Source organism: Candidatus Vondammii sp. HM_W22, assembly GCF_022530855.2.
In the GTDB taxonomy this organism is placed as follows: domain Bacteria; phylum Pseudomonadota; class Gammaproteobacteria; order Chromatiales; family Chromatiaceae; genus Vondammii.
On record NZ_CP099567.1, the window covers coordinates 2,760,921 to 2,781,577 of the forward strand.

20 protein-coding genes and 6 pseudogenes are annotated in these 20,657 nt (G+C 48.1%); 14 read left to right on the top strand and 12 right to left on the bottom strand.

The window, feature by feature from the left end; genetic code table 11:
* Positions 1–477: 477 nt before the first annotated feature.
* Positions 478–1,314 (top strand): O-antigen ligase family protein, encoded by an 837-nt coding sequence (locus MN084_RS15655; protein ID WP_241085841.1) that lies wholly within the window; start codon positions 478–480, stop codon positions 1,312–1,314.
* Positions 1,315–1,387: 73 nt separating this feature from the next.
* On the top strand, positions 1,388–2,170 hold the full coding sequence (locus MN084_RS15660; protein ID WP_241085840.1) for a glycosyltransferase family 2 protein: 783 nt from the start codon (positions 1,388–1,390) through the stop codon (positions 2,168–2,170).
* A 137-nt stretch (positions 2,171–2,307) separates the two neighbouring features.
* Here the strand turns inward: MN084_RS15660 and MN084_RS15665 are convergent.
* The 8 genes and pseudogenes from MN084_RS15665 to MN084_RS15690 form a co-directional block, all read right to left on the bottom strand.
* Positions 2,308–3,386, bottom strand: a protein-coding gene (locus MN084_RS15665) for an IS3 family transposase (RefSeq protein ID WP_330178161.1) whose coding sequence is annotated in 2 segments (ribosomal slippage) — positions 2,308–3,134 and positions 3,134–3,386 — 1,080 coding nt in all. Because the reading frame shifts where the segments join, the coding sequence is not laid out codon by codon here.
* 215 nt (positions 3,387–3,601) lie between these two features.
* A pseudogene (locus MN084_RS15670) lies at positions 3,602–4,297 on the bottom strand (IS256 family transposase); the annotation flags it as partial.
* Positions 4,298–4,340: 43 nt separating this feature from the next.
* On the bottom strand, positions 4,341–4,457 hold the full coding sequence (locus tag MN084_RS19950) for a hypothetical protein (RefSeq protein ID WP_445083979.1): 117 nt from the start codon (positions 4,455–4,457) through the stop codon (positions 4,341–4,343).
* Complete coding sequence (locus tag MN084_RS19955; protein ID WP_445083848.1) at positions 4,403–4,669, bottom strand: ATP-binding protein; 267 nt, start codon at positions 4,667–4,669, stop codon at positions 4,403–4,405. Before MN084_RS19955 ends, MN084_RS19950 begins: the two co-directional genes overlap by 55 nt.
* A gap of 48 nt (positions 4,670–4,717) precedes the next feature.
* Complete coding sequence (locus MN084_RS19960; RefSeq protein WP_445083993.1) at positions 4,718–4,870, bottom strand: hypothetical protein; 153 nt, start codon at positions 4,868–4,870, stop codon at positions 4,718–4,720.
* Positions 4,836–6,207 (bottom strand): annotated as a pseudogene (locus MN084_RS15680) (IS21 family transposase). The gene MN084_RS19960 and the pseudogene MN084_RS15680 overlap by 35 nt, the downstream one beginning before the upstream one ends.
* 152 nt (positions 6,208–6,359) lie before the next feature.
* The gene (locus tag MN084_RS15685; RefSeq protein WP_241085839.1) at positions 6,360–6,920 is read right to left on the bottom strand and encodes a sugar transferase; all 561 of its coding nucleotides are present in this window, start codon (positions 6,918–6,920) and stop codon (positions 6,360–6,362) included.
* Positions 6,921–6,931: 11 nt separating this feature from the next.
* Positions 6,932–7,909, bottom strand: coding sequence for a UDP-glucose 4-epimerase family protein (locus MN084_RS15690; protein ID WP_241086062.1), 978 nt, complete (start codon positions 7,907–7,909; stop codon positions 6,932–6,934).
* Positions 7,910–8,144: 235 nt separating this feature from the next.
* On the opposite strand from MN084_RS15690, the pseudogene MN084_RS15695 reads away from it, so the two are divergent.
* The 5 genes and pseudogenes from MN084_RS15695 to MN084_RS15715 form a co-directional block, all read left to right on the top strand.
* Positions 8,145–8,303, top strand: a pseudogene (locus tag MN084_RS15695) (IS5/IS1182 family transposase); the annotation flags it as partial.
* 384 nt (positions 8,304–8,687) lie between these two features.
* Positions 8,688–9,107 carry a helix-turn-helix domain-containing protein gene (locus tag MN084_RS15700; protein WP_320416371.1) on the top strand — a complete coding sequence of 140 codons (420 nt, stop codon included), beginning with the start codon at positions 8,688–8,690 and terminating at the stop codon, positions 9,105–9,107.
* Positions 9,071–9,217: a transposase gene (locus tag MN084_RS15705; protein WP_330178162.1), complete on the top strand. Its 147-nt coding sequence runs from the start codon at positions 9,071–9,073 to the stop codon at positions 9,215–9,217. Before MN084_RS15700 ends, MN084_RS15705 begins: the two co-directional genes overlap by 37 nt.
* Before the next feature lie 12 nt (positions 9,218–9,229).
* Positions 9,230–9,631: a transposase gene (locus tag MN084_RS15710; RefSeq protein WP_330178163.1), complete on the top strand. Its 402-nt coding sequence runs from the start codon at positions 9,230–9,232 to the stop codon at positions 9,629–9,631.
* Positions 9,632–9,688: 57 nt separating this feature from the next.
* Positions 9,689–9,973 (top strand): annotated as a pseudogene (locus MN084_RS15715) (transposase); the annotation flags it as partial.
* Here the strand turns inward: MN084_RS15715 and MN084_RS15720 are convergent.
* The 3 genes and pseudogenes from MN084_RS15720 to MN084_RS15730 form a co-directional block, all read right to left on the bottom strand.
* Complete coding sequence (locus MN084_RS15720) at positions 9,970–10,365, bottom strand: integrase core domain-containing protein (protein WP_330178164.1); 396 nt, start codon at positions 10,363–10,365, stop codon at positions 9,970–9,972. The pseudogene MN084_RS15715 and the gene MN084_RS15720 sit on opposite strands and share 4 nt — an antisense overlap.
* Entirely contained in the window at positions 10,320–10,634 is a 315-nt protein-coding gene (locus tag MN084_RS15725) for an IS3 family transposase (RefSeq protein ID WP_330178165.1), read from the bottom strand. The genes MN084_RS15720 and MN084_RS15725 overlap by 46 nt, the downstream gene beginning before the upstream one ends.
* 60 nt (positions 10,635–10,694) lie before the next feature.
* Positions 10,695–11,045: pseudogene (locus tag MN084_RS15730) on the bottom strand (IS30 family transposase); the annotation flags it as partial.
* A 161-nt stretch (positions 11,046–11,206) separates the two neighbouring features.
* Here MN084_RS15730 and MN084_RS15735 point away from each other — a divergent pair.
* The 3 genes and pseudogenes from MN084_RS15735 to MN084_RS15745 all read left to right on the top strand — a co-directional run.
* Positions 11,207–12,143, top strand: a pseudogene (locus tag MN084_RS15735) (transposase); the annotation flags it as partial.
* A gap of 1,214 nt (positions 12,144–13,357) precedes the next feature.
* Entirely contained in the window at positions 13,358–13,990 is a 633-nt protein-coding gene (locus tag MN084_RS15740) for an integrase core domain-containing protein (RefSeq protein ID WP_330178166.1), read from the top strand.
* Between the two features lie 81 nt (positions 13,991–14,071).
* Positions 14,072–14,380 carry a hypothetical protein gene (locus tag MN084_RS15745; RefSeq protein WP_241085836.1) on the top strand — a complete coding sequence of 103 codons (309 nt, stop codon included), beginning with the start codon at positions 14,072–14,074 and terminating at the stop codon, positions 14,378–14,380.
* A gap of 16 nt (positions 14,381–14,396) precedes the next feature.
* Here MN084_RS15745 and MN084_RS15750 read toward each other — a convergent pair whose 3' ends face one another.
* Positions 14,397–14,903 (bottom strand): zinc ribbon-containing protein, encoded by a 507-nt coding sequence (locus MN084_RS15750; RefSeq protein WP_241085835.1) that lies wholly within the window; start codon positions 14,901–14,903, stop codon positions 14,397–14,399.
* A 265-nt stretch (positions 14,904–15,168) separates the two neighbouring features.
* Here MN084_RS15750 and leuS point away from each other — a divergent pair, with 265 nt between their 5' ends.
* From leuS to MN084_RS15770, 4 genes are read left to right on the top strand one after another with little or no spacing between them, the layout of a single operon-like run.
* The gene (gene leuS / locus MN084_RS15755; protein ID WP_241085834.1) at positions 15,169–17,754 is read left to right on the top strand and encodes a leucine--tRNA ligase; all 2,586 of its coding nucleotides are present in this window, start codon (positions 15,169–15,171) and stop codon (positions 17,752–17,754) included.
* A 32-nt stretch (positions 17,755–17,786) separates the two neighbouring features.
* A complete protein-coding gene (locus MN084_RS15760) occupies positions 17,787–18,287 on the top strand; it encodes an LPS-assembly lipoprotein LptE (protein WP_241085833.1) in 501 nt (166 codons plus the stop codon).
* 3 nt (positions 18,288–18,290) lie between these two features.
* Positions 18,291–19,325, top strand: a complete 1,035-nt coding sequence (holA, locus tag MN084_RS15765; RefSeq protein WP_241085832.1) for a DNA polymerase III subunit delta — start codon at positions 18,291–18,293, stop codon at positions 19,323–19,325.
* Between the two features lie 51 nt (positions 19,326–19,376).
* The gene (locus MN084_RS15770; protein ID WP_241085831.1) at positions 19,377–20,648 is read left to right on the top strand and encodes a glutamate-5-semialdehyde dehydrogenase; all 1,272 of its coding nucleotides are present in this window, start codon (positions 19,377–19,379) and stop codon (positions 20,646–20,648) included.
* Positions 20,649–20,657: the final 9 nt, after the last annotated feature.

Genomic DNA, 20,657 nt, shown 5'->3' on the forward strand with positions numbered 1-20,657 from the left:
GACACAAAAAATTAAACAGTCTTATCTACAACGTAATCGGCTGAATAGTCGATGAACCCGGCTTTTAGCGTGACCCAAATCACCAACTCTAGCCGACGGCATAATTAGGTTAAGTTCGATATGGAAAACTCCCCGGCATATGCAAATATTATTAGGGTACTGTTTATAGTCATATTGGTATCATTACCTTTAAAAAATTCTATTTACCAAGTCTCATATGGGCTGTTTTCTATCCTTTTTTTATGGATTTTATTCAGATTAGGAGATTTTTATTTCATAAAAAACTATATTCTTATTACATCTTTGTTCCTTCTTATCCTTATATCAATGTTAGTTTCAAATACTATTGGGATAGGGAATATTGAGAGTTTTGATTTGGTATTTAAGTTTTTCTATAGATATATATTATTCTATTTTTCACTGCTCTATTTTATGGAGCAGAAGGTATTAACATTCAAATTTATATCCATAGTATTGATGTCATCATTCTCAATCCAAGTATTTGATGGCGTTTATCAATATCACACCGGCTTTGATTTATTTGTTCATTCGCCAATGGATGGTAATGGAAGAAGGCTTACAGGCAGTATGTTTTCATCAAATATATATGGCTATATTATTGCTATAAACATAGCATTTCTCACTTATTACGCTGTAAAAAATTTATTGGAAGATAATAGCCATTTAAAAAATTTACTATTCACCATTCTTATCGTTGCTAGTCTATTTTCTCTTTTGTATTCAGCCTCTCGGTCATCATGGATAATGTTTTTTATATTCACGGCTGCATATATTTCATATAATTATAAAATGGTAGATAAATATGTGTATTGCTTGATTATATTACTGGTGATTGCACTGACTGCGTGTATATATACTGATGACAGTTTATTGCATAGATTTAATCAACTGGTTACGGGGTATTCATCATATCGATGGGATATTTGGGAATTCAGCTCGGAGAATATTTTGAAGGCGCCGTTGTTTGGCTACGGGCTGAATGGTTATTCTAACTTGAATGGGCCACTTGTTGGGATGCCGCACAATATTATTGCGGAAGTGTTGTTGTTTACAGGGGTTTCAGGTTTTTTATTGTTCTCCGCTCTATTCTCAACCGCTATAAAATCAACACAATCAATTATAAAAAAAGACCGATTGCTAGGGAGTTTTATGCTTTTCTTATTTCTTTCAATATTGATTGGTTACCTGTTTGATCATTCTATAACGGATGGAAAAGTAGCTACTACTATACTCTTTGTTATCATGGCAATGATTACATATTTATCAAGTAGCAAGCGTGATCAAAAGTGTTGATTTTGGTATTAGTGCCAACAATACTTACCTATAGAGGTCGATCAATATTGTTTATAGCAGAGTGCCAATAATTATGGGGAATTTACCAATTTCAGCATTCATTATTACCAAGAATGAAGAACGGTGTATCGGTGATGCTATTGATAGTATCAGTAACATCGCCAGTGAGATTATTATTGTAGATTCAGGATCAGAAGATTCAACATGTGAGATTGCGCAACAAAAAGGCGCTAAAGTAATATCTAACGAGTGGCTGGGCTATGGTCCGCAAAAGCGCTTTGCAGAGGAACAATGCAAATACGATTGGTTGTTGAATCTTGATGCCGATGAGGTTCTGAGCCCCAATCTTCAAGACGAAATAGTAGAACTATTTTTTAATACTTACCCTTCACTTTCGATGTACAGGATTAAAGTAAAGACAGTTTATGCTTTCCATCGTAAGCCTAGGTTATTAGCTGAGTATAATAATGTCATAAGGCTTTACAATCGTACGATTAACCGCTTTCCAGACCACCCGACATGGGACGCAATTATCCCCAACAGTGAAGACCAAGTTGGCCAACTCAATGGCGATTGCCTGCATCACTCATCCCCCGGTATAGGACACTATGCAGAAAAATTTAACCGATATACTACACTTCAAGCAGCCGAACAAAAGTTGAAGCCCTATTGGATTTTGGTTGTCCGTCTATTATTTGGCTTTCCGCTGGATTTTATAAAGGCCTATATGCTAAAGCGCCATATCACAGGTGGCATATATGGTTTTATTTTATCAGTAAGTTATGCTTATTCGAGGTTTCTGAAAAATGCAAAGATGATGGAGAAGCACCTCAACCAGGGTGTGAAAAAAAATTGAAGTTTTTCACTTCACTTGCCATCCAATCTTTAATATTTGTAAAAACAACCTGGATTTGACCTTGGTTTTGGCTATTCTGGGGCTTTCAGTGACCTCCCCCCCATCTTAATACCAAGACTTGGATGAGATAATTCATTCTAAGCGGCCCTATTCACAAAGGCCACTGGTGACAAATAATTTAATGCGCTATGAGGCCGCACGTGATTGTAGTGCTCTCGCCATTGATCAATTTCATGTCTAGCGTCATCAATGGACCTGAACCAATGCTGATTTAAGCATTCATTTCTGAATTTACCGTTTAAGCTTTCTACAAACGCATTCTGAGTAGGCTTACCTGGCTGAATAAAACCTAGCTTAACGCCACTTTCTTTTTGCCAGTAGAACATCGCCTTGCTAGTAAACTCAGTACCGTTGTCGCAGATTATTTGATCCGGAGCGCTCCTTAGCTCAATCACCTGAGTTAAAAAACGAGCGACCTGGTGACCATTGATCGAGAAGTCAGAGAGCTGGCCAATAACTTCTCTTGAGTAATCATCAATCACATTAAATACTCGAAAGCGGCGACCATTAGCCAACTGATCACTGACAAAATCCATTGACCAGCGTATATTTTTACCAATGGGCATAATCGTTGGCATTCTTGGTCGTATTATCTTCTTGCGTTTTTTAGTCCTCACTTGAAGACCTTCTTCGTTATAGACTCGGTAGGTCCGCTTCTTGTTTTTCACAAGCCCCTCTCCTCTCAGGAGGCCATGTAAAAACAAATAACCATAACTCGGATGCTTTTTTGCCAGCTCAAGTAACCGTTTGCGTAGAGACTCATCTTTTCCCCATTGAGTAACGTACCGAAAAGCGGTTCTACTTAAGCCTACTAATTGGCAAGCTCTACGCTCACTTAATTTGAACCGCGACTTAAGGTAGCTCACGATTTGTTTTCTATCAGCAGGCTTTACCACTTTTTTGAGAGCACATCCTTCATCGCCTCAGCTTCAAGCATTTTCTCGGCAAGTAACTTCTTAAGCTTGTTATTTTCGCTTTCAAGCTCTTTGAGCCGTTTGGCTTCTGAGACATCCATCCCGGCGTATTTGCTTCGCCAGTTATAAAAGCACCCGGTTGAAATGCCGAACTGACGACAAATGTCATCAACTTTTACCCCTGACTCATGCTGCTTGATGGCACCAATAATTTGCTCTTCTCTGTAACGCTTCTTCTTCATCTTGAGATCTCCTAATACACAGACTAATTGGAAATCTCATCCTTGTCATGGCTCTATTTCTGGGGGAAAGGTCACGACCTGCCAGCTTAACAACGTTATTCTTACTCGTGGTGGCGTATCTCCAATGGTTGTTTTGATGTCTCGCAACAACAAATCAACCAGATACCCCGCTCTTTTTCAATTCCTTTCAAACAACACTTTCAGTTATAACTCCAGGCTATCAGGATATCCTTCACGCCGCGATTCTGGAGCTCTGTGAGTACATTGAGCCAGAACTTGGCACCCTCATTCTCTGACAGCCAGAGCCCCAACAATTCCTTGTGGCCCTCCATGTTCACGCCCAGTGCCAGATAAATTGCCTTATTGATCACTTTCTTGTCTTGCCGGATTTTTACGACAATACAATCCAGGTAAATAATGGGATAGACCGCATCCAGTGGCCTAGATTGCCATTCAATCACTTGTTCAATAACAGCGTCAGTCACTTTGGAAATCAAGGTAGCGGAGACATCAGCACCGTACATTTCTTTAACGGTCGTGACGATTTCTCGTGTTGTCATGCCCTGGGCATACAAGAAAATAATCCTGTCGTCCATGGAAGTAAATCGACGCTGGTGTTTTTTAACGAGCTTGGGCTCGAAACTCCCAGCTCTGTCGCGTGGTGTATCGAGCTCGAACTGGCCAGATTCCGTTCGGATAGTCTTACTGGCATAGCCGTTGCGGTTATTGTCAGCTTCGGACTGCTCGTGCCTTTCAAAGCCAAGATGATCATCTAACTTAGCATTCAGTGCCGCTTCGGTCGTAATCTTGGTTAGCATCTGCTGGAAGTCTTTGTGGTCGTCTTCCGTCTTGATATTTTTAGCGGCCGCATGAGCGATCGCCTGTAGTTCTTTCTTGTTCGTAGTGCTTATCCTCACCCTTGTCTGGGTTTAATGATAGGCAGTTACACAGAATTCAGGACATCCTCTCTAGAGGAAGATAACCCGGTTCACCAAGGATCACGAGATCCGCATGCATCAACCTGTTAGCCATTGGCCCCTGCTTACCGGGTTGTTTCTCCTGCTCCAGCAGTTTAACCAGCTCAATAGTCGATAAAAAGCGAATAGGTTTATGATGGTGGTGAAGGCCTGCACCGTGATTATAGTCGCCAGGAGGAGTTTATCGGTACCAGGGCCCACAAAAACGATGCTCTGGGCCTCTTCTATAAATTCGCAGTGATGCAGTGCAGTAATCAGTTCTTCGTTTACCTGACTTTGGATAAAATCAAAGCCTGCCAGCTTCATTTGATATTGAATAGAACGCACTTCTCGTTCAGCGACTTCGGCTTTGAGTCATTGCTGCAGTATGGGTTCTGCTTTGCTGTAAGCAGATGAAGCTTGCTCAGACAGCTCTGCAATGCTTTGCGCCATACCGTGGAGTTTTAGTAACTTCATGGTTGCTATCGTGGCATCAACGGACATGGCGTTTCCCCCGTAAGTGATCATAACGGCCTGTATCGGCTTTGGGTTTCTTTACCAGCGTGAGTTCAGGACGCGCTTGAGCAATGCCGGTCTTGGCTTACCCAGACAGCTAATAACGTGCTGTTTAGAAGGGCTGCCACTGGTCAGTGCAGTGGTAATGGCCTGTTCTAGCTTGCGTTCATCATGTTGCAGCACTAGTGCCAGTACATTGACCATATCCCGGTTGTCACCGGGATGCTTGAGCCGTTGTTTTTGTAGTTTGCGGAAGCTCTCTGGCATTCCTGGAAGGGTGTTCCATTGCGCAACGCACCGGGCTTACGCTGCAGTACCGACGGGTAGTGATGCTAGCCATAGATTGTTTGCCCTTTTGGCTGTGATCTCGTGTAAACATACGCTGATGTTCTGCAATCATCACCAATTTATGGGCATGAATATGTAAGCTGGTGGGGCGGATTGGTAAAAGAAGCGGCTACACTGTAACGACTGTTATCAAAGATAATCAGGCAGGTGGATAAGACCCGCTTACTGTGTTCTATATATCCGTCAAAGGGCGCAGGAATCGACATCATGCGAACAACTTCGTCCTGCCAAGCATCGGCAATTGTGCTGTCTTTGTACTCAGAATGATAGATCTCTTGCCATAAGGTCTTATAGCACTAGCCAGAGGCGATAGCGGGAGTCTCGAACATTTTTTTCTATCCAGCCCTTCTCCCAGCCTGCGACTGAGTTACAAACGTCGGACTCAAACATGAAGTGGCTGGCCATGACCTCGAAGCGGGTATTGAGCACACGCCTTACCGCGACGGACCTTATCAACAGCGGTCTTCATAGTGTCGTAGATACCACTCTCCAGCACACCGCCTGGCACCCTGAAGGCCGGGTTGTGCGCATCAAAGATGCATCTCCTGGATTTGGGGGATAAGCGCGCAGAAAGAAAGCACGGCGGCTACTGAGCTTGAACCGGGCAATCTGTCACTTGGTGCTTTTGCCACCCAGAACAACATAGCCTTCGCTCCAATCAAACTGAAAAGCTTCTCCAGCAAAGGCCAATAGTACCTAGGTGCCGCTACTGGCGAACACGTGAAGCTTTCCTGCTGTTGCGCCCGCCAATCTCTGGCAAAAGTAGCGACACGGTCATAAGAGCCGGTATAGACCCAGCGGCACCCAGATTATAAGCTATAAGACAGTCATTTTAGTGATAATCGCTGTTTGCGTTTACGCCGTGCCTCCCGATGCAGCCAGCTGGTCAGATATTTACGGACGGTATTATGGGAAAATCTGGTTTTTTTGGCTATCTGTCGAACCCTAATCTTATCGCAGTGTCGCCGCTTCATTACACTTAATAGTGCCACGTCTATCACTCCTTTTATCCCCTGCTGGCTCTTCAGCAGGTCAAAGTTACACGTGGGTCAATTTTCGGTGTAAATAATGGCGCTTAGGTGGGGCATTTTTGGATGCAATTTAACAAAATTGCCACTTTGCAGTTACACTTCGCGGCAAATTGCAGTTATTTTCAATGCGAAACCCCATCCGTTCTAACAATTTTCAAGGAGGTCATCCATAATATCTTTAAATCAAACCAGAATGCCTGTCGTTGTAAATACTCTACATCCAACACAACTTTCTCCAGAATCGCCAATTCATCACGTCCATTTATCTGCGCCCAACCCGTCAGACCGGGTACCAGTTGATCCACTCTGTGATCTGTGCGCAGGGCAATCAAATCATCCTGATTAAATAGCGCTGGGCGAGGTCCCACAAAGCTCATATCTCCAGCTAGAATCGAAAATAACTGCGGAAATTCATCCAGACTAAATCGACGCAAAAAACCACCAATGGGTGTCAGAAATTTCGCTGGATTGGTCATCAGATGGGTGGCAACTCCAAGTGTATTCACTCGCATGGAACGAAACTTGGGCATTTTGAAAATCACATTGCCTCGTCCTACCCGATCCGACCAGTAGAGTACCGGGCCTTTCGATGTCAACCGAACTGAAAAAGCAATCAATAATATCGGTATTGCCAATACAACAAGCAGCAATACACTCATTGACAGATCAAAAAATCTTTTCATTTACCATAATCTTAGTGTAAGCCGCTTGAAATCGATGACAGGGACTTTACGTACGTCTCCGCAGTTTTTTTGAGTTGCTCATCCATTGAAATAACGGGGTGCCAGCCTAACAATTCTCGTGATTTTGAGCTATCCACTCGCAAAGAGCCAAACAAACGATTTGCTTCATCACCTTTGCCTATTAATCGAGCAACACACTTCATGATTCCAACAGGAATAGGGATGAGCACAGGTTTTTTACCAAAGGCACTGCCTACTTTATACAACAGCTCAGTAGTGGAAATATCCTCATTATCAGAAATTAAAAATACCTCATTCACTGCTTTGGGGGTTTTGTTATGATTAGCGCAAAGGGCAATAAAGTTCACCAAATTATCCAATGCCACCAAAGACCGCTGATTATACACCGAACCCAATGGTAGAGGTACGCCTTTACTTATCCACTGCAGTAATCTAGCGAAATTACCTGGTGCATTCGGTCCGTAGACCAAAGGAGGACGGATAATAACTACTTCCATATCTGTATCCTTTGCTATTGCAAGCAACCCCTGCTCTGCTTCATATTTGGATATTGCATAAGCGCTTTGTGGATTAGGAGTATCGGATTCAAGAAATGGTTTGTTATTATTGTTACCCATCACACCGATTGAACTTATAAATACGAAGCGCTTAATACCTGCATTGGCGATCTGCCCAGCTAAATTCAAAGTACCCTCTACATTTACCTTACGATACTCAGCCAAAGGATCGGCAACATAGCTTTTTGTCACATGTGCGCGGGCTGCGCAGTGAATCACCGTATCTACGCCTTGTAAGGCTTGGGCGCTCTCTAGCTCAAATAAATCCCCTATTTCGACCTGCAATACATCTTCAGGCAGTTCTTGCACCAAGTGACGTACAGCTGCAACAACACCGACGTCTTGACTTGCTAGCTCTGCAATTAGAGCTTTACCAACAAAGCCTGTCGCTCCAGTTAAAAGGACATTCATGAATTTCAAAGTGTGTCTTCGATCTCGTTATGCGTTTTGGGACATCTTAGTCTCCAAAACACACCCGATCTTCGGAAGCCTAGGGCATCTCTGATTAATTAAAGAAATCGTATACCACTGATCTATAGATCACCTATTCCAGGAAAACGACGAAACAACAAAGCTTAGAAGCCACGGATTTTGAAAAATACCGAAAAAAGATCCGCAAGGAACATTTCTGGTATGGGAGGGCGTGGGTAGAAAGCCCATTGTTCTAGAGCGCATGCGGCGCATCCACTTTCTACAGCGCTGGTTTGAGCCCTCTGACCCTGTACCAGACGAAACAGTCATCTGCAATTTTCGCCATCTGATGGAAAGGAATAATCTTGGGGATGAGCTGTTTCGCTTGGTCAATGTTTAGGGAACCTCTAAAAACATTATAAGACAAGTTGTAATAGTAACCAACTCAACCAATTTATTGACACAAACCATGCAACCGAGTTTGGGGCTGCCCTAGATAAATAAATTGGCTCTTCCCCTAAGTAGGGTGGGTAGATTAACGTACCCTCCACGAGAGATAAAGATTTATACGCCCAGATCCTGGGTATCAAGAGCCCTTGGCAGGTTAGCACAGTGTGGAGTTGGCTCTCCCAGAGGGAGAGGTAGCGGTACAGATTGAGCAGGAGGCAGGTTCAGCCTGTGGGCGGATCTCTCACCGGGCTACGACTCACGCAAGCGCCGCTGGCGGCACCTGGATACCTGCCAGTACAAAACTATTCTGGTAACAGATGTGCCCAGAGTGAAGTGTGAAGAACATGGGATGGTCACCGTGCCAGTTTCCTGGGCGGAACCGGGCTCTGGATTTACTGCAATGTTTGAAGTGCTGGTGATCGATTGGTTGAAAGAGGCATCCATCTCGGCAGTCTCCCGATTGATGGGGCTGAGTTGGAGTGCCATTGGTGGAATTATACAGCGAGCGGTTAAGCGGGGACTGGCACGTAGAAAAGAGATCAGCCCAACACGTATAGGTATTGATGAGACGGTCTTCAAGAAACGTCATGATTATGTAGCAGTCTTATCAGACCAGGATGCAGGTACAGTGCCACACGTGGGCAGTAACCGCAAAAAGGCGACGCTTAAAGCACATGGTACGAAAGCCTCACAGAGGAGAAGCGAGAAGCGATGGATATGTGGCCAGCCTTTATCAATGCCACACTGAAAAGCCTACCTAGGGCTGAAGAGAAGATTGCCTTTGATAAACTCTATGTCGCCAAGTATCTCGGTGAAGCAGTAGACAAGGTACACGCTGCCAAGAGCACAAAGCGCTGATGGCTGAAGGCTATGAGGACCCTTAAAGTCAGCCAGTATGACTGGCTCTGCAACCCGGAGAACATGACACGCAGACAGAAATTGCGGTTCAAGGCGCTACGTGACAGCACGCTGAAGACGGCCCGTTCCTGGGCGATCAAAGAGTTTGCCATGTCACTCTGGCACTATGCCAGCAAGACATGGGCAAGGAAAGGCTGGGAACGGTGGTTGTCATGGGCAGTGCGCAGTGGCCTGGAGCCAATCAAGAAAGTGGCGGGAACAATCAAGGATCATCTGTGGGAAATATTGAACACTATTGTTTTGGAAGTAAGTAATGGTCCGGCAGAAGGCCTCAACAGCCGAATCAAGATGATCAAGGTGCGTAGCAGAGGTTTCCGCAACAAAATGCAACCTACGTCCACTTTGGAGGGCTGAATCTTTATCCTGATGGAGTGGTTGGGTGACACTTACCCTCTCGATTAGGAAAAGAGCCGACAGGTTATCTATGACCACAATGAGCATTTGGAATTGCTTGACGGAGAAATAGAAGCAGATGAAAGTTATTTTAGTGGTAGACGCAAAGGAAAAAGAGGTCGATGTACGGTCGGTAAAGTTCCTGTATTTAGCTTGCTAAAGCGCAACGGTAAGGTATTTACCGTTATTATTCCTGATGCTAAAGCCAGAACATTAATGCCAATAATTAGGCAACAGGTAAAGCCAGACAGTATTGTTTATGCTGGTGAAATGTCCCCATTCTATGGCCACTTGGCTTGTTAGGTTCTCCGCATTTCACGTAATCCAAAATACGCCATCTCCGGCGTGACGTAGTGTTGTGAACTGTGGGGTCGCCGCTCATTATATCGGCAACGCCACTGTTCAATAACAACTCTGGCTTCGGTCAGGCTACCAAATATCTCTGCATTTAAACACTCCTTGCGGAAAATGCCGTTGAAGCTTTCATTGCTGCCATTTTGCCAGGGTTTTCCCGGTTCAATATTGGCTAGCTTAATATCATCCTTTTCCAGTTCCTCGCGCAGTACGAGGGCCAACAGCTCAGCTCCGTTGTCGCTGCGAATGGCTCGGGGAATTCCGTAGCGAATGATTAATTCACGTAGCACCGCTTTCACGTGTTGACTCTGTAGGTATCGACCAGTTTTGATTGCCGACAATAACCGGTTGCTTCGTCCTTCACCGTCAAGCACCGCAGAGGCTCTGCGTCATGATAGCGGTCATGTACGAAATCCCATGCCCACACATCATTCCGTCGTAGCGCCAATCCCTCCAGTTTTACCCCAGTGCGAATCTTCCGTCGAGGGCGATAAGGCGGCAAACACAGGCCATTAAGCCGCCAGAGTCGATATACGCGTTTGTTGTTTACCTGCCAACCTCTGAGCCGCAGATAGGCGCCTGATAAACGATAGCCCCAGGTGTCGTACAAAGCCAGCTTGCTCGCCTTTGGCTAAGACCCCGTTCAATAGCAAACAATGCCATTGTAGATTCAATGGGTCAATGCAACACCGTCATTTAGTTTATCTGCAGGAGTGGCGAAGTCCAATGTTTTTCTCGGTCGTTGATTGAGTTTTTTCGCCACGCGATCTAAGTGTGCCTGAGAGTAAATCGATAAGTCTGTTTTCTTCGGAAAGTACTGCCTCAATAGCCGATTTGTATTTTCATTGGTCCCTCTTTGCCATGGACTTTGTGGGTCACAAAAGTAGATTTTTGCATCTGTTGCCATAGTAAATTTCTTGTGACCGGCAAGCTCCATCCCCCTATCCCAAGTTAATGACTGTACCAGCTTGTCTGGAAGTTTTTTAACCTGTTTCGTGAGTGCGGAAACAACCAAATTAGTCGACCCTGAAATATTTATAACGCAATGATTTATATAAAATAAGCGTCTAAATTTGATAAAATAAACGTCCGTGAAAGGGGTAAAAGCAGAGAAAAACTGGACGAAACAGAGGTGGATAATTGAGCAAACCCAAGACAGCCAATCCCAACCAGCAAAGTTTCCTGCACCAGAACTTACTGGATCAGCTGAACCCCAAGCATCCACTTTTGCTACTGGCCAGACAGATAGACTGGTCATATTTTGATGCTGAATTTGCCTCGCTTTATTCTCATCTTGGAAAGCCCTCAAAACCGATCTGCCTAATGGTGGGCCTCTCGATACTCAAGCATCTGGAAGACCTCAGTGACGAGGTTCTGATTCAACACTGGATACAAAATCTCTACTAAAGGAAGTAAAAATTCTCAAGCTCCCCACCCGATTTGCCACACATCCGAGGAATCGTAAAAAGGCACGTAAGGCCGTCAAGCGATTAAAGACCATCAGCGGCCGATTACTGCGCGAAATACAGCGTAAGATGACCGCAGAACAACAGAAATTCTATGCAGAAAAGTTCGCCCTGTACCAGCGCATGCTGAATCAGAAGCGTGCTGATAAAAACAAGTTGTACAGCCTACATGAACCTCATGTTTACTGTATGAGCAAAGGCAAGGCCCAGCAGCATTATGAGTTTGGCACCAAGGCATCAATCACCACCACAAGGGACGCGGGCATTGTGATTGGTGCCCTGGCTTTTGAGAAGAATGTATTTGATGGTCACACCGTACCTGAGATCTTGGCACAGGTGAAACGTCTCATCAATCGAGTACCCAAAGTGGGTATTGCTGATCGAGGTTATCGGGGCAAATCAAAGGTTAATGACACCCAGATAGTAACGCCAAAGCCTGCTAGGAAGAATACCTCAGGAGAAGCCATGGCATTAGCCAGAAAACGTTTCAGAAGACGAGCTGGCATTGAGCCTGTGGTCACTTAAAGAGTGACCACAGGCTAAAAAGGAACTTTCTTAAAGGCTTTGCCGGGGATCAGATTAACTTGCTTATGGCGGCGGCTGCCTTCAACTTCAGAAAATGGATGAGGGAGGTTCTTTATTGTGCTGAAAAATATCATGTCCATACTGTTGTTCCTGTTTGCAAAACAGAAACAACAGTATTATTAAGTGCCTGGAATGAATATTTTAGGGTCGACGAATTAGTGTCTTTCCCTGCGACTTTAACGAGCATAGTAAATCGCGAGTGACACTCTACTAACGTAGCTATATGAGTATTGGAAGAACCTGAGATCAAATCGCCTTCCCAGTGGCCAGGGACGGCCCGGTCTTCAATTTCAGGTGAGCGATTATGGAAATACCATCAATAATGCCACTTCTGGGTAGCCTTTTAATATTACTATGCCTGGACTGCCGAAAGACTCTTTGCGTTCTAAGATGTCTTTGAAGCTCTTTTTTCAATACGCAACGAGACTGAATGAATAGGCTTTTGTAGATGGTTTCGTTATGACACACGTAACTTCTCTCATTCTCTGGGTAATTTCGCTTTAGCCAGCTAGATATCTGCTCAGTAGACCACTCTTGAAAGCTTATCGGCTACGATTTTACGAAGATTATCTCACTGGGAAAGTCTACACAGCTTTAGCTTACGAGCACGATCCCAAGCTTTACTATCAGCAATATTTGCACGATAGCGGTTCAATTCCCCCATTGCGCTAAATTTTCCTGCTTATGGTTGAGGGTGAGCGATCAAGGTCTCTTGCTATCTAACGCAAAGACAAGCCCACGGAAAGCCCTCTGGATATTTCTTCACGTTCTTCCAGAATGAGAGCATTTTGAGCGCGTTTGCGAACTGAAGGGCAATACCCTCCAAATAGTCTTGGCATACCAAAAATTGATGCAGGGTGTTTTTCGAGGGAACGGCCTATATCACTAAGTGATTCTCCCTTCCGCCAACGTGACCATAGTTCTTGTTTTTGATCATCTGTGAGTCCAGGTCTGCCAAGTCTTGCCATCACATAATCCCCATAAATTGATCATTGAGTATAATGTGTTGCATCAACCCATTGAATCTACAATGGCATTGTTTGCTATTGAACGGGGTCTTAGCCAAAGGCGAGCAAGCTGGCTTTGTACGACACCGCGATCGGGGCTTCACTATATTCAAAACGAGAACGTCGTGACCGGCATCTGTCGGCCGCGTTGCGTGTAGTGGTGCGGGAGGATCCCAGTTGGGGCTATCGTTTAGCAGGCGCCTATCTGCGGCTCAGACGGTTGGCAGGTAAACAACAAACGCGTATATCGATTCTGGAGGCTTAATGGCCTGTGTTTGCCGCCTTATCGCCCTCGACGGAAGATTCGCACTGGGGTAAAACTGGAGGGATTGGCGCTACGACGGAATGATGTGTGGGCATGGGATTTCGTACATGACCGCTATCATGACGCAGAGCCTCTGCGGTACTTGACGGTCAAGGACGAAGCAACCGGTTATTGTCTGGCAATCAAAACTGGTCGATACCTACAGAGTCAACACGTGAAAGCGGTGCTACGTGAATTAATCATTCGCTACGGAATTCCCCGAGCCATTCGCAGCGACAACGGAGCTGAGCTGTTGGCCTTCGTACTGCGCGAGGAACTGGAAAAGGATGATATTAAGCTAGCCAATATTGAACTGGGAAAACCCTGGCAAAATGGCAGCAATGAAAGCTTCAACGGCATTTTCCGCAAGGAGTGTTTAAATGCAGAGATATTTGGTAGCCTGACCGAAGCCAGAGTTGTTATTGAACAGTGGCGTTGCCGATATAATGAGCGGCGACCCCACAGTTCACAACACTACGTCACGCCAGAGAATGGGGGCATTTCACTAACTCCGCCGCCATGTCGCTGCCGCGCAGAATCGATAGCGTTACCCAGGCGGCAGCCTATATTGGTTTGCGAAAAACCAGAGCATAAGCCAGCTTAATCGTCCTTTCAGGCATGGAGAACAAACCCCAGGAGCTGTTTAATACCATACTGGTACGTGGGCCATATGTGTCAGGCGCTGGTGCAGAGTGAACAAGCTGATGAACGTGGCATGGCCTTCACCGCGGGCCTGCTCTCAATCCTCAACAGTTTGTTCGATCAGCCACTGGCAGAAGAGATTCTGACAGACCTCCCTCTCTCGAAACAGATCCAGAAGGTACAGCTCAAACATCAGGGGCCGGTTGGCCGCGCCCTCAAATGCACACTCGCCTGCGGAAACAGCGAATGGGACAAAATTAGCGCTCCTGGATATAACTGGGAACAAATACTGAATACCTACTTGGGCAGCACTCAGCTAGCTTTTCAGGAGCAGAACTCACTGCTCATCTAAGAAATCCCTGAGTCATTCATCTCCGACGATACTCGGTGGCATGGCACTTTGGGCAGGGAGGGATATGCCCGGTTTTGTGGAAGTGAAGCTCCTTGCCACACTGAGTGCAGACCAGAGTCCCGGGGCCGGTAATCTCACCGGTATGATAAAGTACGCCTTCACGGGCCCTCTCGGCAAGCCGATCCAGCTCCAGCCGGGTTCGGTCTGCAACATTGGCCAGCATCTCCAACACTCGTGCCTCTACCAGCTGGACATCGAACTTGAACCACGCCCGGAACTCGTCACCGGTCTCGGACAAAAAGTGGGCGGCATCCTTCATGTCCCGCTCCAGATAGGCAGCCACCTTTTCCGCCTCTTCCCGGGTCAACTCATTTAACTCCACCGCCTTTTCCCGGGCAGCATCAATACTCTTCTTTATGTTCGGGAGCGTATTCTTCTCTGCCTTGTCGAGCATCGAATCCACATGCTCCAACATCCTCTCGTAGGCGTTGACCAGCCGATCAACAGAATTGGTTTCTTTCATAATTCAATCCTCATGGCAGAACGACACACCTCTTACCTACAGTTATTACACCATGTAGTGTGGAACTCAAGGTGATTCAGGAAAAAAATGCTTTCTGCATTACCCAATTCATCAACAGGCTGCTGAGAGTCGCGCCTCCTCTAAGGCACCATGCACACCCACGACCGCAGAGAGTTAAATGAAGACAACGCCTTCATGTATCTCCCGCCGTAAGGTATCCTTCTCCGATTAAGTCTTCCAATACAGCTTAGCGCCTACCCAAACGATGAAAAAGATATACAACCCAGCAGAAATCGAGCCGGAGACCCAGAAGCACTGGGACACCAGCAACAGCTTCAAAGCCACGGAAGATCCAGGCAGAGAAAAGTACTACTGCCTCTCCATGTTCCCTTACCCCAGCGGCAAACTGCATATGGGGCATGTACGCAATTACACCATTGGTGACGTTGTGGCGCGCCACCAGCGTATGCTGGGGAAAAATGTACTGCAGCCTATGGGTTGGGATGCCTTTGGCCTGCCGGCAGAGGGCGCCGCAATCAAAAATAAAATGGCCCCTGCCGACTGGACATACTCCAACATCGACTACATGAAAGGCCAGCTGAAAAGCCTGGGGTTCGGTTACGACTGGGACCGGGAGCTGGCCACCTGCAAACCTGACTATTATAAGTGGGAGCAGTGGTTGTTTATCGCGCTCTACAAAAAAGGGCTGGTCTACCGTAAAAATTCAGTCGTCAACTGGGACCCGGTAGACCAGACCGTGCTGGCCAACGAGCAGGTAATCGATGGCAGAGGCTGGCGCTCCGACGCGCTGGTCGAGCGCAAAGAAATCCCCCAATGGTTCATCAGAATAACCGCCTACGCCGACGAGCTGCTGGAAGAGCTGGATCATATGGACGCATGGCCCGAGCAGGTGCGCACCATGCAGCGCAACTGGATCGGCCGCTCCGAAGGCGTACAGATGGACTTCGGGATTGAAGGTTCAGCAGAAAAACTCACCATCTACACCACCCGCCCGGACACCCTGATGGGCGTCACCTACATGGCGGTGGCGGCAGAGCACCCGCTCGCACTAAAAGCGGCTGAGACCAACCCTGAACTCAAGGCATTCATTAACGAATGCAGTCAGGGCGGCACCTCAGAGGCCGACATAGAGACCATGGGGAAGAAGGGACTGCGCCTGGGCATCAATGCCATTCATCCCATTACCGGAGATGCGGTACCGGTATTCGCCGCCAACTTTGTACTCATGGGCTATGGCACCGGCGCCGTCATGGCAGTACCCGGTCATGACCAGCGCGACTGGGAATTCGCGACAAAATATAACGTAGCCATTAAACAGGTGATAACGCCGGCAGACGGCAGCGAGGGCAGTATCGCCAAGGCCGCCTATACCGAGAAAGGGAAATTGATCAACTCCGGCCAGTTCGATGGTTTGACATCCGAGGCCGCTTTTGACGCCATTGCCAGCTATCTGGAAGGGGCTGAAAAAGGACGTAAAACGGTCAATTTCCGCCTGCGTGACTGGGGGGTGTCACGGCAACGCTACTGGGGCGCACCAATTCCGATGGTCCACTGCGACACATGCGGCATAGTACCGGTTCCCGATGCAGACCTGCCAGTGGTTCTGCCGGAAGATATCGCATTTGATGCCACTGGCAGCTCCCCGATTAAAAAGATGCCCGAGTGGTATCAAACCCGCTGTCCGGAGTGTGGCAGCCAGGCAGAAAGAGAGACCGATACCTTTGACACCTTCATGGAGTCATCCTGGTACTACGCCCGGTACACCTGTCCAGATGCCTCCGGCAAAATGCTGGATGAGCGGGCCAACTACTGGCTGCCGGTAGACCACTACATTGGTGGCATCGAGCACGCCATTTTGCACCTGCTGTATGCCCGCTTCTACCATAAGCTGATGCGGGATGTCGGGCTGATTGAATCAAGCGAACCCTTTGCCCGGCTACTGACCCAGGGCATGGTGATTGCCGAAACCTTTTACCGCAATGAAGCTGACGGCAGCAAAAGCTGGTTCAACCCGGAAGAGGTGGATATTCAGCACGATGAAAAAGGCCGCTCCATCAAAGCAAGTTTGCAGGCAGATGGCCAGCCAGTGATGATAGGCGGCATCGAGAAGATGTCAAAATCAAAAAACAACGGCGTCGACCCCCAATCCATGGTGGACCGTTTCGGTGCCGATACCGTGCGGCTCTACACCATGTTCACTTCACCTCCGGAACAATCTCTGGAGTGGTCGGATGAGGGTGTTGAAGGGGCCAACCGGTTTATCCGGCGGCTCTGGAATCTGGCCTGGAACAGACAGAATGAGATTCGTCAGGGCTCCGGCCGGATCAACGACCTGAATGATGCACAAAAGGAGGCACACAGAGGGATTCACTCCTCCCTTGAGCAGGCAAATTTCGATTATGATCGGCAGCAGTTCAATACCGTAGTCTCCGCCTGCATGAAGATGGTCAATATCCTCTGCAAGCTGGGCAACAGCACCACAGACAGAGCTATTCTGCACGAAGGATTTGGCATTGTTCTCTCCCTGCTGGGACCTATCGCCCCCCATGTCACCCACCTCCTGTGGCACGAGCTGGGTTACGGAGATGATATATTGCACTCTGACTGGCCACTGACCGATAAGAGCGCCCTCAAACAGGAGAGCATTCAATACGTGGTACAGGTAAATGGAAAGATCCGGTCAAAAATTCAGGTTGCGGCAGATGCCGACAAACAGGCCGTTGAACAGACCGCCCTGGCAGATGAACATGTGCAGAAATTCATTGATGGCAATCCTGTCCGGAAAATCATTGTGGTTCCGAACAAACTGGTCAACATCGTCGCAAAATAGAAACGGGGCAGCCGCCGCACAGGAGAATTAAGATGTCAGGAAAGAGCTATTTACCCATAGGCACAGTAATCTTCGCCACCCTGTTCCTGTTGCAGGGTTGCGGCTTCCATTTGAGAGGTGCCGCTGACCTCCCCGCCTCAATCAGCCCAGTCCAGATCCAGGGGCTTGGCGAATACGATGCATTGCGGTTGGAGCTGACCCAGCTACTCGAAGGCAATAGTATTGATGTTGTCGATAAGCGAGCACAGGCAAGCAGCCAACTGCGTGTTAGCAGCAGCAGCAGCCGGAGAGTGCTGTCAGTGGATGGCGGCGGGAAGGTAGCAGAATATGAGCTCCATGAAAGCGCCAAGTTCACCCTTGTATCAGCAGAGGGACATAAACTGGTCTCTGAGCAATCCATCGATTTAATCCAAACCTACCTGAACACCGAAGATGAGATTCTGGGCAAACAACAGGAGGAGAGTCTGCTGCGCAAAGACATGCAGCGTGACCTAGCCAGCCGCCTCCTCCGCAGACTACAGTCCCAGCTCTGACCCATGCGGGTTCGTCTTCATGAGCTCGAAGCACAGCTGCAGCGAGGGCTTGCCCCAATCTACCTTCTGAGCGGTAATGAACCACTGCAGATGAGCGAGGCGGCAGACAGCATCCGCGCACAAGCCCGGCAACAGGGATATACCAGCCGTGAAATCCTTGAAGCCGATGCCCGCTTCGACTGGAATCGTTTGACTGCTGAAGCCAACAGCCTCTCGCTGTTTGCAGAACAGCGCATTATCGACCTGCGTATCTTCACCGGAAAACCGGGAAGAGATGGCGTCAAAATCCTGGTGGAGTATGCCGAGCGCCCACCCCCGGATACCCTGCTCCTGATCATGTTGCCAAAACTGGAAAGAAGCCAAAGCAATAGCAAATGGGTTAAAAGCCTGGAGAAGGCAGGCGTTTTGATACAGATCTGGCCGGTGGAAGGAAACCGCCTGATACCTTGGCTGGAACAGCGTATGCGAAAGGTCGGACTGACCCCGGCAGCCGACGTCATACCCATGCTGGCGGAGCGGATCGAAGGAAACCTCCTGGCGGCAACCCAGGAGATCGATAAACTGCTGCTACTGCACGGCCCTGGCGTGATCACCCCGGAACAACTGTCTGATGCAGCAGCGGACAGTGCCCGTTATGATGTCTTTCGGCTGGTTGACAGCGCACTGCAAGGCAAGGTGGCGCGTTGCGAGCGTATCATCAATCGATTACAGGCCGAGGGGACTGCCGTAACCATCATCCTTTGGGCTCTGACCCGTGAAATCCGACTGCTCTGCAGCCTGGCCTCTGAAGTTGAAAAAGGCCGTTCGCCACAGCAAGCCATTGCCGGACGACGTGAGATTTGGGACAAACGCAAACCTCTGGTCAAAAAAGGGCTGCAACGACTGAACACATCCGGCTGGCGCAGCTTGCTTTTGCTCTGCGGAGAAGCCGACCGTGCCATCAAGGGGCAAGACAGACGAGACCCCTGGTTATTGCTCCAGGATATTGCCACCCGAATGGCCGGAATTACCGCTACCCCTTTAACCTTTAGCTTTTAACCTTTAGTATCAACCTAATTCTCCGATTTTGAATACAGGTTGACAGCCGTCATGTCCCATCACATCTCCGATATCGCAGCCTATATGAGCGAAGTTGGCCAAAAGGCCCGCACGGCTTCCCGCCGATTGGCGTCAGCCAGCGCAGGAGAGAAAAATGCAGCCCTGTTGGCCATTGCCGTGGATATCGACAACAATCGCAAGAGTCTGATAGCAGAAAACGGCAGAGACATGGAAGCAGGCGCAGCCAAAGGACTCGATGCCGCACTGCTGGACCGACTGGAGCTGACGCCTGCCCGCATCGACAGCATGATCGAAGGGCTACGTCAGATAGTCGCCCTGGCAGATCCCATCGGCGAAATTTTCGACATGAAATATCGTCCCTCCGGTATCCAGGTCGGACATATGCGGGTGCCCCTCGGCGTGGTTGGCATCATCTATGAGTCACGGCCCAACGTCACCGCAGATGCTGCTGCTCTCTCCCTGAAATCAGGCAATGCTACGGTGCTGCGAGGCGGTTCCGAGGCATTTCACTCCAATCAGGCGATCGCTGCCAGCATTCATAGAGGGCTGGAGAAAGCCAGACTGCCTGCGGATGCCGTTCAGGTCGTCGCCACGACGGATCGTGCTGCCGTCGGGGCCATGATCACCATGCCCGAGTATGTGGATGTCATTATTCCCCGTGGCAGCAAAAGCCTGATCGAACGTATCTCCAAAGAGGCGCGGGTACCTGTGATCAAACACCTGGACGGCATCTGCCACGTCTACATCGACGACCGGGCAGACGTCGGCAAGGCGTTTGATATTGCGATGAATTCAAAAACCCAGCGCTACGGCACCTGCAATACACTGGAAACACTGCTGATTGCAGAGGGGATCGCTGAAGAGATCCTGCCCATGCTGGCCACCGCTTTTATCGAAAAAGAGGTGGAGCTGAGAGGCTGCAAGCAGACCTGCCAGTTGATTGAAGAGTGCAAAGCCGCCACCGATGAAGATTGGGATACTGAGTATCTGGCTCCTATCCTCTCCATTCGCATTGTGCCGGGGCTGGAGAGTGCCATTGAGCACATCAATAACCACGGCTCCCAGCATACCGACTCGATTGTCACAGAGAACTACACCCATGCCCGGCGCTTCCTGGCCGAGGTTGACTCCAGCTCGGTGATGGTCAACGCATCAACCCGGTTTGCCGACGGCTTTGAGTATGGGCTCGGGGCGGAAATAGGCATCTCCACCGACAAGTTTCACGCCCGTGGACCCGTTGGTCTGGAAGGGCTGACCTCGGTAAAATATATTGTTCTCGGGGACGGACATATCCGGGAATAGAGGCCTTTT